The 13,964-nt window shown below is 42.1% G+C and carries 11 protein-coding genes and 2 tRNA genes; 7 read left to right on the forward strand and 6 right to left on the reverse strand.

Annotation, left to right across the window (positions count from 1 at the left end; all coding sequences use genetic code 11):
• Positions 1–35 precede the first annotated feature (35 nt).
• A complete protein-coding gene (wrbA, locus tag F972_RS12120) occupies positions 36–632 on the reverse strand; it encodes an NAD(P)H:quinone oxidoreductase (RefSeq protein ID WP_004757105.1) in 597 nt (198 codons plus the stop codon).
• 111 nt (positions 633–743) lie between these two features.
• Between wrbA and F972_RS12125 the strand changes: the two genes are divergently transcribed.
• Positions 744–2,006, forward strand: coding sequence for a YihY family inner membrane protein (locus F972_RS12125; RefSeq protein ID WP_004678543.1), 1,263 nt, complete (start codon positions 744–746; stop codon positions 2,004–2,006).
• A 79-nt stretch (positions 2,007–2,085) separates the two neighbouring features.
• On the opposite strand, the gene F972_RS12130 is transcribed toward F972_RS12125, so the two are convergent.
• On the reverse strand, positions 2,086–2,727 hold the full coding sequence (locus tag F972_RS12130) for a fumarylacetoacetate hydrolase family protein (RefSeq protein ID WP_004678545.1): 642 nt from the start codon (positions 2,725–2,727) through the stop codon (positions 2,086–2,088).
• A 29-nt stretch (positions 2,728–2,756) separates the two neighbouring features.
• Positions 2,757–3,254: a YcxB family protein gene (locus tag F972_RS12135; RefSeq protein WP_004678548.1), complete on the reverse strand. Its 498-nt coding sequence runs from the start codon at positions 3,252–3,254 to the stop codon at positions 2,757–2,759.
• 195 nt (positions 3,255–3,449) lie between these two features.
• Here F972_RS12135 and F972_RS12140 point away from each other — a divergent pair, with 195 nt between their 5' ends.
• Positions 3,450–4,748 carry an SRPBCC family protein gene (locus tag F972_RS12140; RefSeq protein ID WP_004683243.1) on the forward strand — a complete coding sequence of 433 codons (1,299 nt, stop codon included), beginning with the start codon at positions 3,450–3,452 and terminating at the stop codon, positions 4,746–4,748.
• 42 nt (positions 4,749–4,790) lie between these two features.
• Here F972_RS12140 and F972_RS12145 read toward each other — a convergent pair.
• Both F972_RS12145 and F972_RS12150 read right to left on the reverse strand, forming a co-directional pair.
• Positions 4,791–4,867 (reverse strand) — tRNA-Arg (locus tag F972_RS12145).
• Between the two features lie 11 nt (positions 4,868–4,878).
• Positions 4,879–4,968, reverse strand: a tRNA-Ser gene (locus tag F972_RS12150).
• A gap of 259 nt (positions 4,969–5,227) precedes the next feature.
• Here F972_RS12150 and rnr point away from each other — a divergent pair.
• The 5 genes from rnr to F972_RS12175 all read left to right on the forward strand — a co-directional run bounded on the left by rnr (position 5,228) and on the right by F972_RS12175 (position 11,592).
• Positions 5,228–7,648, forward strand: a complete 2,421-nt coding sequence (gene rnr / locus F972_RS12155; protein ID WP_004769871.1) for a ribonuclease R — start codon at positions 5,228–5,230, stop codon at positions 7,646–7,648.
• A gap of 144 nt (positions 7,649–7,792) precedes the next feature.
• Positions 7,793–9,832: a M3 family metallopeptidase gene (locus F972_RS12160; RefSeq protein ID WP_004683246.1), complete on the forward strand. Its 2,040-nt coding sequence runs from the start codon at positions 7,793–7,795 to the stop codon at positions 9,830–9,832.
• A gap of 38 nt (positions 9,833–9,870) precedes the next feature.
• Positions 9,871–10,077 (forward strand): YheV family putative metal-binding protein, encoded by a 207-nt coding sequence (locus F972_RS12165; protein WP_004660391.1) that lies wholly within the window; start codon positions 9,871–9,873, stop codon positions 10,075–10,077.
• 10 nt (positions 10,078–10,087) lie between these two features.
• Positions 10,088–10,516 (forward strand): hypothetical protein, encoded by a 429-nt coding sequence (locus F972_RS12170; RefSeq protein ID WP_004683248.1) that lies wholly within the window; start codon positions 10,088–10,090, stop codon positions 10,514–10,516.
• Positions 10,517–10,707: 191 nt separating this feature from the next.
• Entirely contained in the window at positions 10,708–11,592 is an 885-nt protein-coding gene (locus F972_RS12175; protein ID WP_004683250.1) for a DMT family transporter, read from the forward strand.
• Between the two features lie 104 nt (positions 11,593–11,696).
• On the opposite strand, the gene F972_RS12180 is transcribed toward F972_RS12175, so the two are convergent.
• On the reverse strand, positions 11,697–13,907 hold the full coding sequence (locus tag F972_RS12180; protein WP_004683251.1) for a TRAP transporter large permease subunit: 2,211 nt from the start codon (positions 13,905–13,907) through the stop codon (positions 11,697–11,699).
• Positions 13,908–13,964 lie beyond the last annotated feature (57 nt).

Raw genomic sequence — 13,964 nt, forward strand, 5'->3', positions numbered from 1 at the left:
TAGCGGAAAACTATTCTGCTATGGCTTTTATTTTATCACTTTGCAGCCAACGCCTTGACCACTTCGCCTAAACGCTTACCTTGCGCCTCACATAATGTTTTTTCATCTTGGCTTAAACCTTGATCGTGGCGTGGACCGCTGACATGACTTGCACCATAGGGGGTGCCGCCTGTTTTGGTATTGGATAATGCAGGGATTGAATTGGGTAAGCCCAGTATCATCATGCCATGATGGAATAATGGCGGTAACATGGTCAACAAGGTGCTTTCCTGCCCACCATGCATTGAACCTGAAGAGGTAAACACACAGGCAGGTTTATTGTGCAATGCGCCATTCAGCCACAAACTGGTGGTTTGATCCCAGAAATATTTCATTTCACTGGCCATGTTGCCAAAACGTGTTGGTGAACCAAGCGCCAAACCTGAACAATGGGTGAGATCATCCAGGGTACAATAAATGTCTCCCTCAGCAGGAATACTCGGCTCAGCCTCAGTCACCACAGTGGCCAGATTTGGAACGGTACGAATACGGGCAGTGACACCCGCAGCCTCAATTCCATCTGCAATCAGGTGTGCCATCTGTCTGGTTGAACCATATTTACTGTAATAAAGAACAAGGACGTAAGGTTGCATTACTTTCAATAATTTTGTTAAAAAGAACACTATACGATATTTTTTATATTTTTAGCGGTAATAAGTTCTGTGAAACGCATAGGATTTTGATTAAAACAATAGGATGAACCCATGATCTTCGAACGATATCGAAACAAACTGCCTTTTTTAGAAAAAACATGGTTTCAATTTATTGTATTTGTGTTACGGCGTTTCAAGGCCGATCGCTGTCAGGACCAGGCGGGTTCCCTCACCTATACCACCCTGTTTGCCGTTGTCCCTATGCTGACCGTTTTTCTGGTTATCATTTCCTCCATCAAGGCACTGGAACCTGCCCGACAACAACTGCAACAACTGATCTACAGCAACTTTTTGCCTAAAAGCACCATTGCCTTTGACAAGGCACTGAACGCATTTACCGAAAAATCCAGTAACCTCACCGTGATTGGGGTGTTATTTCTTTTTGTCACCACCGTACTGATGCTGTCTTCGATTGAAACCGTTTTCAATCGTATCTGGCGGGTCAAGGAAACCCGTACAGGCCTGATTGGCTTTATGCGTTACTGGACCATTATTTCACTGGGCCCGATCATTTTAGGCAGTGCGTTTGTACTTTCCTCAACTGTCGCCTCAATGAACATTCTCAGCAACAACTTTGCAGGCTATCAACTCAATGGTTCATTAATCTTATGGTTGATTTCATTTCTACTTACGATTGCTGGCTTTTTCATTTTATATTGGACCATTCCAAACCGCACTGTCCCGATCTTTTCAGCAGTGATTGCCGCCTGTTTTAGTGCAACGGTTTTTGAAACCCTGAAACGTTTATTTGGCTGGATCATGAGCAACTTCACTAGCTATGAAATTGTCTATGGTGCATTCGCTGCCGTTCCCATTTTCCTGCTCTGGATCTATTTGTCCTGGAACATCATTTTACTGGGTGTGGAAGTCAGCTATGCCCTCACTGCATTTAATTTAGGCAAGGAGCAAAAGCGCCATCCAATTTTGATGTTACTCGACATGCTGGAGCTGTTTTATAAAAAACAGCAAATCGGTGAAAGTGTCAGTGAAACGGAACTACTGGATATTATTGGTCGTGGTGAATTGGGGCGTTTACCTGCCTATATCCTGCAACTTGAAAATCAAAATCTCATCAAGCGCACAGATAAGGATGAATATGTATTGGTACGGAATTTGGCGCAGGTTGATTTCTGGAGTTTCTTTACCGCTCTTCCTTATCCTTTACCTCTACGCCCTGATGTATTCAATGTGCATCAGAATGATGAATGGATGGAGCGACTTGGCCCAGCCCTGATTGAAAGCAACGACTATTTGGCGGCTAAACTGTCTATTCCTCTTTCAACCATCTTTGAGATGTCGACAGAACCGAAATAAATCTGCATAGCCAATGACTTTAACAGGCGAGTCATTGGCTACTTTCAGACTTAACCCGCAGCATGTTGTAAATGCATGATTATGGTCGGACAAAAGTATTCCAGTCGTATTCCCCAGACTGGGTAATCAGTTTTAGGGTGAGTTGATCATTTGGCTGTAAAGCACCTACACCCGCTGGTGTTCCCGTCATGATCACATCACCTGTCTGTAGGCTAAATGCCTGATTAATATCAATCAGTAAATCGGCAATATCAAATATCATATCTTTGGTGAAACCATGCTGGCGTTCGGCACCATTGATGGTCAAGATCAGTTCAAGTTCCTGTAGGTCACCAATCTCATCGGTTTCAATCCACTCCCCCAGAATACATGCGCCATCGAATGCTTTGGCACGTTCCCACGGATGCCCCTTGGCTTTTAGCTCACCCTGTAAATCACGCAGGGTTAAATCCAGTCCCAGTGTCAGTGCTCCCACCGCCTCCAGTACTTTTTCCCGATCTGTTTCGCCAGACAGGGGATGTGCAATTTGCAGGCAGATTTCACATTCATAGTGACATTCACCCAAGGCCTTGTTCCATGTAATGCCTTGCGCTAGAGTCGCCAAACTACTTGCAGGTTTCATAAATAAAATCGGGCGATCTGGAATCACATTGCCAAGCTCTTTTGCATGCTCAGCATAGTTCCGACCGACACACACAATTTTTGATGGAGAGGTGCTCATGGCATTTCCTTATTTATTAGCAAGATTATTTATTTTTTAAAGCTATTTTCAAATTTACTTTGCGCTGCTGAATCCGTAAACGCCCGTTTTGGCACAATCACCACGGTATGGTTTTTCAGTTCCAGCATATAGGTCAGTTTACCAATGGCGAAAGACTGCACCTCGGCATATTGCGCACTTTGCTTTTTACCTGTGGCATAAAGCTCAAAATGATCCTGATACAGGTCAATGCCCTGTTCACTCTTGCCAAACTGATAACGGACAAACTGTCGTTTAAACAACATCGGCAGCAACCAATAGCGCATCAGCCCCTGCATGATCAGGAAAAAGGCCCCCAATGCAACGTAGTAACGCCCCACACCCGAAAAACCAAGATAAATACCCCATACAATAATGGCGATACTAATCAGTGGGGTTAAAAAACGGGTAAAGGTCTTTTTACCAAAGGTCACTAAAGCAAAACCATCCTGGGATTCTTCTAAATTCAGGTAATAACGCAGGGATAGCGCTGGACGTTGTTCAGACATGCTCGACTTCAATTTGTTTCATCATGGATGGGCGTAAATATTATACCAGTTTAGTGGCTAAGACGTTGTTTTACACAATATGGCTATTCTTTACACACAAAAAAATTTATAACTATTTTCCAATTTACTGGCATTGATCAAGATTGAAATGCTGAATTTCCAGCTCAGTCACGTATAAAAAATCAAAGGAATGTTATGTCTTATTTTACCCGCCTGCTATGTACAGGTATTTTATTCGGGATAAGTCAAATTGGTTTTACTCAAATCATTACATGGACAGACAATATCCCAAGTGCCTTGCAGCCTTTTCAGAACAATCCACAGCTCTTGGCCAGTTATACTCAGGACACTATTTTTATTTATGGTCACCCTGCGGTAAAAACTTCAGTACCCACCCTGAAAAGCAATCCTCAACCCACTGTCAGCTTTACTTCCGCTGCCATCATCGTCCCTGCCAATACACAACAGGTGGCGAAAACGCTGACAGACTTTAGTCATTATGTGGGACTGTTTCCAACCCTAAAATCAGCCAAGACCATTGAACAGTCGGGCAATATCGTACAGGTGAAATACAAGGTCTCAATTCCAACACCAATTCCTGTACTCAATTTCAATGAGGACGTCACGCTGCAACACCAGATCAAGCCGAACAGCATCGCCAGTCTGGTCATTGACGCTCCCATTCCCTATGGGGTCGGAAAACTGGAATGGTTTGCACTGGATGAGCATCGGACCCTGGTGACACTAACCCAGTGGGGTGACCTCAACCAACCGAAAGGATTTATTTTAAAGAAAATTTTAAACGCAATTCCTGAGGTCAAGTTTGGAGTTCCCAGCACTAGCAACGCCTTTGTTTTAGAGGCTTTAAGAACCCGTTTTATTGGAAAAAACACTGCCCCACTTGATGGCGGGCAAATGCCAAGCCCTCAACTCAATGCAACCCAGCTCACAAAAATCGCCCAGCTCAGCCAGACATCACAGCAACCCGTTAGCTTTCTGCATGCCCCGACCAGCATCATGTACACGCATGGACGTGAAGCCATGCGGTTTTCCACCACCTATCAGTTTTATAAACAGACACCACAACAGCTACAGAAATGGCTCACTCCATTGGCCTATAAGGATTTATTCCCTCGGCAAATCAAAAAGGTGGTGACCACCCCTATTCAGAATCAGGGACAGGATGCAGATATTCAGGTCAATGTGGGCTTAGGTGTCATTAATATTCCATTTGCCTTTAAACTGCATTTTAATTATCCAAATGCCAGCGAAAATAATTTTTATGCCAATGGTGGTGACTTGCGTTTTATTAAAGGCCAGATGGGATTTACCGAGCTTAATCAGGGTGCTTTATTGAAAATGACCACCAGCATGAAAATTGATGAAAAAGCACCTTTTTTACTCAGGGCAATGCGAAGCCTGCCATATCATGACGTATTGCCAGCAGTTGGCGGTAATGCAGTGTTTGTACAGAAAATTAAGGCAAAGGCATAAGGCACAAAAAAAACCGCAATTAAGCGGTTAATTTATTTAAGTTGGTGCGCTCAGAGAGATTCGAACTCCCGACCCCTTAGTTCGTAGCCAAGTGCTCTATCCAGCTGAGCTATGAGCGCTTTAAGTAAAGTGGCGGTGAGAGAGGGATTCGAACCCTCGATACAGTTACCCGTATGCATCCTTAGCAGGGATGTGGTTTCAGCCACTCACCCATCTCACCGTAACACGAGCGCAATAATACAAACTAAAACCGTATTACACAAGGGATGTTCCTGTTTTTTTCTTCTTTTTCAGTTCAATCAAATACTTTTTAATCAATTCTTATATTTTTTCGTCATTTTTAGCGCTACGCTTGTTAATATAGTGTTCTCTCCTTTATTTAGATCGGCACAATAAACAGAATCTTGCAATCTTTGACGTGCAGTTAGAGTTTGAATGACTTATGCTAAACCGATCTGCCAGATGTGAAATGAAACGATATGACTACAAATTGGGTTGATCCCGAAGCAAAAGCAGAAGCGCAACGTTACGATAATCCTATTCCTAGCCGAACTCTTATTCTAAGTACATTAGAACAATTAAAAACTGCACAGTCTCATGCAGAGCTGGTTGACCACTTTAATATCCCAGATCAAAAAAGTATTGATGCCTTGAACCATCGCTTAAGTGCAATGGTTCGTGACGGTCAGTTAATGAAAGATGGTTTTAAATACCAACCTGCAACCGATTTACCAAGCCATGAAGCAACGGTCTATATCAATAGTAAAGGTCTAGGTACGGCCAATATCGCAGGTCAGGATGATGTACTATTACCTGAACGTGAATTACGTCTAGTCTTTAATGGTGATCGCGTTAAAGTACGCCAAACTTCTGTTGACCGTAAAGGTAAAGCTTGGGGGTTTATTACCGAAGTCGTCCAACGTCGTGTCAAACAAATTATTGGTAAAGTCGCTGAACATGAAGGTGAATACTTTATTCAGCCAAGCAATCCAAATCAGCACCAACCAATTACCTTAGAAAAAGAATTGATTGAACATGCCAATGCCAAAGTTGGCGATATGCTACGAGTTGCGATTGATGATTACCCGACTCGTGAAGAATTAGCGACAGGTCATGTTGTACAGTCGATGGCGGACAAAGCTGACACTGAAATTATTATTCCACAAACCATTTTAGAATTTGGTTTGCCTTATGAATTTCCAGAGGCCGTCATTAAAGAAGCTGAAAGTTTTAAAGAACCTTCAGAACAAGATCGCAAAGGTCGTGTTGATTTACGCGATTTACCACTCGTCACGATTGATGGTGAAGATGCACGTGACTTTGACGATGCCGTGTATGCAGAGAAGCGTGCAGGCGGTGGTTACCGTGTTGTCGTGGCAATTGCAGACGTGAGCCATTATGTCCGTTTAGACTCACCTTTAAATGAAGAAGCTGAAGAACGTGGTACATCGGTTTATTTCCCACACTTTGTTTTGCCAATGTTGCCAGAAGCATTGTCAAATGGATTGTGTTCTCTCAATCCGCATGTTGACCGTCTGTGTATGGTCTGCGATTTAAAACTGTCACGTGCAGGTAAAGTCACAGGTTATGAGTTCTACCCTGCGGTGATGCATTCCAAAGCACGTTTGACCTATAATCAGGTGGCTGCTTATTTTGACGGTGCAACCGATGCCATTCCGCAAGATAAAAGCGTTCATAAATCGTTAAATACCCTATTCCAGCTTTATCAGACACTAAAAGAACTACGTGCCAAACGTCATGCGATGGAATTTGAAACCATTGAAACCTATATGACCTTTGATGAGTTAGGTGGAATCAAGGAAATCTTGCCACGTACTCGTAATGATGCGCATAAACTGATTGAAGAATGTATGTTATTGGCGAACGTTGCCGCAGCTGAATACTCATTAGAACATGATATTCCGATGTTGTATCGTGTACATGAAGCGCCAGAATTCTCACGTATTCAAAAAGTCCGTGATTTCGTCAAATTACTCGGTTTGCCATTCCCAGAGCAACCAACACAAGCCGATTATCAACGAGTCATTGAAGCAACCAAAGATCGTTTAGATGCACCAAGTATTCATGCGGTGTTGTTACGCTCAATGATGCAAGCCTATTATGGTGCGAATAATGCAGGACATTATGGTCTTGCTTATGAAGCTTATACGCATTTCACCTCACCAATTCGTCGTTACCCAGATTTATTGTTACACCGCGCAATTAAAGCCTATCTCGATAAGAAAGCTTATCCATTGTCTGGTGCCGCTTTAGATGAAGCTGGCGAGCATTTTTCACAAACTGAACGTCGTGCCGATGAAGCTTCACGTAGCGTCACCACATGGTTGAAATGCCATTATATGCAACAGCATTTAGGCGATGAGTTTGTTGGTATTATTAGTGCGGTGACTGAGTTTGGTCTATTCGTTACACTCAAAGATTTATATGTGGATGGTATGATTCATGTCAGCCAACTGGGTGAAGATTATTTCTTATATGATCAAGCCAGCCAAAGTTTGATTGGTCAGAATCGTGGACAGTCATTTAGTCTCGGCGATGAAGTCAAGATTCAGGTTGCAGGCGTCAATCTGGAAGAACGTAAAATTGACTTCAAATTGGTTCAACAGTTGACGCATTTGGGGCGTGTGATTCGCCATAAAGCCCCCCGCACCACATCTACCAAAGCTCTAGCTACTGAAGAGGTTTTTAGTAAACCATCCGCAACTTCTCAAATCAGTGAAGATGGTGAGAAGCCTGTACGCAAGAAAAAGGATAAGAGCAAACCAAGTTCTTATACCAAAAAGCCTGCTAAAAAAGCTTCAACCAAGCCTGAAAGCAAAGAAAAAGCCAAGAAGAAAGTAAAAAAGAAAAAGTCCAATGCGAAAGCTAAGCAGGACTAATTTAGCTCAATATTTTCCGTGTTCCACAATAGCCCTATTTTAATAGGGCTATTTTATTTGGATTTAACATCTCTCTTACTTGATTTCTCCCCCTCTAAGCCCTACATCTATACCTATGTTTAAAGATGATATGGCAAAAATACAATGACACTCCAACAAGCGACACTTCCCGTTCCTCAATTTGATCAAATTCAACTTGCTGACCTAAAACAACAAATTGAACAAACCATTCAAAACGGTCAAAACTTCTTAAATCAACTCAAGGAAGTGCCACAAAACAGCGAGGCACAATTGGCAACCTTGACCGAAGTTGATCAGCTTGAAAATAACATGAGTGAGTCATGGGGCATTTTGTCGCACCTCAATGCCGTGATGAACAATGCCGAAACCCGTGAAGTTTACCAATCACTACTCCCAAGCCTCAGTGAATACTATACACAACTGGGGCAACACACGGCGCTGTATCAAACCTATCAACAGATTCATGACAGTAGCATTTTCCAGACCCTCAGCGAAGCACAGCAAAGCGCCATTAAACTCGCGCTACGTGACTTTAAACTGTCTGGTGTTGCACTCCAAGGCGAAGCTAAAAAGCGTTATGCAGAAATCTCGGCACGTTTATCACAGCTGTCTTCAGACTTCTCAAACCATGTGCTCGATGCAACCCAAGCCTATTTCAAGCCTTTAACGGAAGCACAACTTAAAGGTTTACCTCAAAGCAGTGTTGAACTGTTAAAACAATACGGACAACAACGTGAGCTTGAGCAAGCGGTTGCGACATTGGACTTTCCTGCATATTTTGCGATCATGACTTATGCTGATGATCGTGAGTTGCGAGAAGAGCTGTACAAAGCCTATGTCACCCGTGCATCAGATCAATCGGATAAAACCGAGTTTGATAACACGCCTGTGATGGAAGAAATCCTGAGCTTACGTCAGGAAATGGCACAACTACTTGGCTTTAACAACTTTGCTGAATATTCCCTTGCCAGCAAAATGGCACCTGATGTTGAAACTGTTCATCAATTCTTAGTAGATTTGGCAGAGCATGCGCGTACGCCTGCACTTGCTGAAATTGCTGAACTAAAAAGTATTGCACAACAAGATGGAATTGAAGAACTCAAACCTTGGGATTCAACCTATTATTCTGAGAAGTTGAAACAACAACAGTTCAATCTTTCTCAGGAAGCGCTTAAACCGTATTTCCCTGCACCAAAAGTGGTTCAAGGTTTATTCCAGATTGTGCAGCGCCTTTACGGTATCCAGATCGTTGAACGCCAGGCGCCTGTTTGGCAGGATGATGTACGTTATTTCGAAATTGAAGATCAAGGTCAAGTGGTCGGCGGTTTCTATTTTGATTTATATGCACGCAATGGCAAACGTGGTGGCGCATGGATGAGTGGTTTCCGTTCTCGTGTGCAAACGGCCAATGGTCTACAAAAACCCATTTGCTACATGGTCTGCAACTTTACCCCACCGATTGGCGATCAACCTGCCTTGCTGACCCATGATGAAGTGATTACCTTGTTCCATGAGTTTGGTCATGGTTTACATCACATGCTGACCGAAGTGGATAATATCTCAGTGGCAGGGACGCATGGTGTGGCGTGGGATGCAGTGGAGTTGCCAAGTCAGTTTATGGAATTTTGGGCATGGGATAATGAAAGCCTTGATGTGCTCAGTGAACATACCGAGACCAAGCAAACATTGCCACAAGAATTGCTATCTGCCCTGCTCAATGCACGTTTCTTCCAGTCTGGTATGCAAACGCTACGTCAGATTGAATTTGCCCTGTTTGATTTAACAATTCACCGCCAAACACCTGCTTTAAACAGCCAGCAGATTCAGGAAACGCTGAACGATATTCGAGCCAAATTTGCAGTGGTGCCAACGGTTCCCTATAACCGTTTCCAGCATAGTTTTAGCCATATTTTCGCGGGTGGCTATGCTGCGGGCTATTATTCCTATAAATGGGCTGAGGTCTTAGCCAGTGATGCCTTTGACCGCTTTGAAAGCGAAGGTATTTTTAATACCGAGACTGGAAAAGAGTTTAGAAAGTTTATTCTAGCAGTTGGCGGAAAAAATACTGCACTTGATGCATTTCGCAATTTCAGAAAAAGAGAACCAAAAATAGATGCATTATTACGCCATCAAGGTTGGACGAACACCGATAAAACCGCTTAAACTACGTCATTATTGTTCACAGCATGGTATTAACTGACATGAAAAGACAGTTCATCGCGGGTGCAAAATGCCCTAAATGTGGCGCGTTAGATCGTGTAGTTAAGATCATCACTGTGGATGACGAGTGGATTGAATGTATCGAATGTGCTTATAGTGAAAAACGCCCGACCCACGTGGAAGAGCAACAACCCGCTGAGCCAGATGAAATTGGAGTGATACAATTCAAACCTCGTCATTTTGACTAGAAGGTTAAAAATGATGTCCACATACCAAACTCAAAATTCCAAATTATTATGGATGATAATTGGTGGAATTAGCGTTGTTGTGGTTTTGTTTCTTGCTGTGCAATGGTTTTTGGCACAAAAAGATCAGCAATCGACAACCACAGCTACACAACCAGCTGCGACAGTAAAACAGCAAACCGCTGTTACAGCTGAACCAACAGCAGCCAGCAGCGAAGTTGCCAAACCAATCCAGTTGGTTGAGGAATCAATTATTAAAGAGCCGCTTCCAGCAAATGACAGTTTGGCGAAAGAGGAAATTGCCAAACTGGATGATATTCATCAGCAGCTTAAGGATCAACAGCAGGAACTCAAGCAGCAGCATGATGATGTCGATGCACTGCTTAAGCTTAAAGAGGAACAGGTCAAACTACTGGAAGCGCAAATCGCGGCGCAGAAATAAATCCCATGAAATAAAAGGTCAAAAAGCTTTAACCTCAGTTAAGGCTTTTTATTATTGAATCGGTTTTTGAAAGGTGTGGGCCATCAGGATTCCCAGCAATGTTAGACCGCCTTTAATGAAATCCACAGCTCATTTCTTTCTCTTGCAGAGAAGCATACAATAGGTTCAGTTTCTCCCAGCCAGCATTCGATATGAACTCTCATCAAGCTGATCGCAACCTGTTTCTGGCGATTGGTTGTCTCACCATTTCTGCACTGCTCTTTTCAGTGATGGGCATTTGTATCCGATATGCTTCCCATAGTGTTGATAACTACACCATTGTATTTTTTCGTAATGTGGTTGGACTCATCCTATTTCTGCCTTTTATTTTTAAACAAGGCACTGGCTTTGTAAAAACAGAAAAACTATGGATGCATACATGGCGTAGTATTGTTGGACTTGCAGCCATGTATGGTTTCTTTTACGCCATTGCGCATTTAAAGTTATCAAATGCAATGGTATTTACCTACTCTTCCCCAATTTTTATTCCAGTTATTGCATGGCTATTTCTAAAAGAAAAAATCACCATTGCTATGATTTGTGCAGCTGTTTTAGGATTTATTGGCGTATTTTGCGTTGCTAAACCCGATCAAGGTCTACTGAACTGGATTTCGGTGATTGGTATTGCATCAAGCTTACTTGCCTCAATGGCTTTTGTAACTGTTCGGGCATTAACTCAAACTGAACCACCTGAACGCATCGTATTTTATTTCTGCTTGATAGGATCAGCACTTTCTGTGATTCCAATGTTTTGGGTATGGCGACCTTATCATTTACAAGAATTATTGTTTTTAATTGGCGCAGGGATACTTGCTAATGTCAGCCAAATTTTTATGTCTCATGCTTATCGACTTGCGCCAGCAGGACAAATTGCACCTGTGAATTATATGGCAATTATTTTTGCAGGTGTATGGGGCTTCTTACTTTGGAATGAAGTACCCGATTTATACAGTGTGATTGGATTTTGTATTATTTTGCTGGCAATTTTATTATGTAGTCCATTGACTCAACGTCAAAGGAAAATGATTCAACGCTAAAATATTTGATCTTTAAAAATAACTTATCAACATTGACAATGTCTAAAGCATTTTAAAGCTTAGAAATAAAAAAAGCACCCGAAGGTGCTTTTTTTATTGTTAGTTTAGTTATACCAACCAAACAATTTAAAGAAATACGGAACGTAAGCAATAATTAAGATTGCAGGTACCATGACCAATAAAGGCAATATCCAACGTTCATATCGATAGTAGAAAGACAAATGACGAACTTCTGCATCTGCTTCAGCCACTTCTGCATCACCAATCGATTGTCGAGCTAAGAGATGGTTTAATGCAACTGGAGGTGTGACATAACCCAACTCAAAACCAATAAGCGCAATCATCCAGAAATGAACAGGATCAATACCATATTGATATGCAACAGGTGCGACTGTAGCCGTGATCAGAATCACAGCACCAAATGGATCCATAATCATACCTACGAAGATCATCAATAATACAATCAACGTAATCACGACAACAATATTATTAATATCTTGTGGGAATGCTTCCATGATATGAATTTGCTCAAGGAAACCACCGACACTCACTGAAAGCGCCATCAGAATCACAAGTGCACCAATATGGCCTACTGTTTCACTTGAAGAAGCATGTAATGCTTTAGCAAATGAGATGTTACGCTCTGGTTTGCGTGGGTCATCTTCTGGATTAATTTTTGGTGCAGGTTGACTACCGTCCGCAGGCAATGTGTAGCTATTTAAAGTACTGTCCCAATGACCAACAGGTGCCAACGGTGCAGGTTCTTTACGTAACTTATCAAACAATACCATCATCAATAGAATCACAGGCATCATTACAGGTGCAGTAAATTCATTGAGATCAGTTGCTAATGCATGTTTGTAGAATAACCAAATCAAAACAAAGATCACGATATATGGTGATACAGGTACGAATGCACGTAATGATTTAGGCAATGCAACTTTAAATGGTGCAATACGGAATTTTTGTTCCGCAAAGAATAATGCAATCACCAAGAATAACGTTGAGGTTAATAGGAATGTGTACATCCCGTATTTATAAAGCAAATCAGTCGTTACTTCTTTGTTCAGTGAAGCGACTACTACGATCAATAAACATGGACGTAGAACTACACCCATTGAACCCGACAGCGCCGTTGCTGCTAAAGCAAACTGACGGCGTCCACCCGCATTCCACACTTCTTTATAAATAATCGCACCCGCAGCGATAACGAAAATACCTGATGCACCTGTATAGGCTGTTGGTAATGCCGCTGCAAGAAGGATCAACCAAGTTAAAGTCTCTGGAGCCAGATTCCAAGGACGTAAGATATTGAGGAATAAATCAACAATACGTGTTTGCTTGAGCAACATACCCGCCCAAATAAATAAGGCTAGATTCAAGAAAATATTCGACAATTCAACCAACTGTCCCAAATAAATACCTTGCCCCATTGGATAATCCATGAAGAAAGTAAATGCAACCCCGGTGATAATCGCCATATAGGCATATAAAGGAATACTGAGGATGGCTAAACCGACATTACCACCTTCACGAGTTGCAGCTGGTGGTTTGATCATTTGAAATAAACTGATGAGTGTCAGCACACCAAACAATATCATCCACAACCAATAAATCACGTTCATTTCTGGTGTGATCGGAACACCTGAATTCATGACCGATTTATATTGGCTAATCACAGATGATGTGAGTAATGCATTACCCAACAACATCGCAATACCATAAACACGGAAATCAGTTTTAGTAGCAGGACTACGTAAACCAATGTGATGCGCTTTCAATGTTGCACTGATTGCAGCAAATACAACCATAATAACGAGGAATAACGCGCGGTTCTCTGCACCTAATTTAAAGATACCGAAGAAACTAGTTTCAATTTTCCGATAAGTACGAACACTAGGATTGGCTTCGATATGCTTCATTGCCTTATCGTAGAATTGGTATTTCTCATCACATTGTTGCTGAGCCGCTATCAGCGAAGCTCGAACATCTGACTCAGAAGCTACACCAAACATACTCGCAAACTCATCAGCAGCATTGATTTTCATTTGCTCTTGAACTTGTGCATCTATATTTGGATTTCTGTCACAGGTTGGTTTCTCTGGTTCAGCACGTAGAAATGAATATTGCATTCCTGTATCAGGATCACCATAAAGGCGCTCCCCCATACGTAAAAGCTGACCATGAATCATCTCACCTGTTCCAATAACCAATGTCATTAGAAGCAAGAAAAGTATGACAAAGGTCGAAATCCACTCTGTCCATATATGGCTGAGCAGACCTAATCCAGATTTTTTCTCTTGATCATGTTGCATGTCTATTCCACTTTATTGTTCTCAACATCCATCCAAAGATGTTGAATCATGCGATGT

The organism is Acinetobacter sp. CIP 102529, assembly GCF_000368325.1.
Classification (GTDB): Bacteria; Pseudomonadota; Gammaproteobacteria; order Pseudomonadales; family Moraxellaceae; genus Acinetobacter; species Acinetobacter parvus.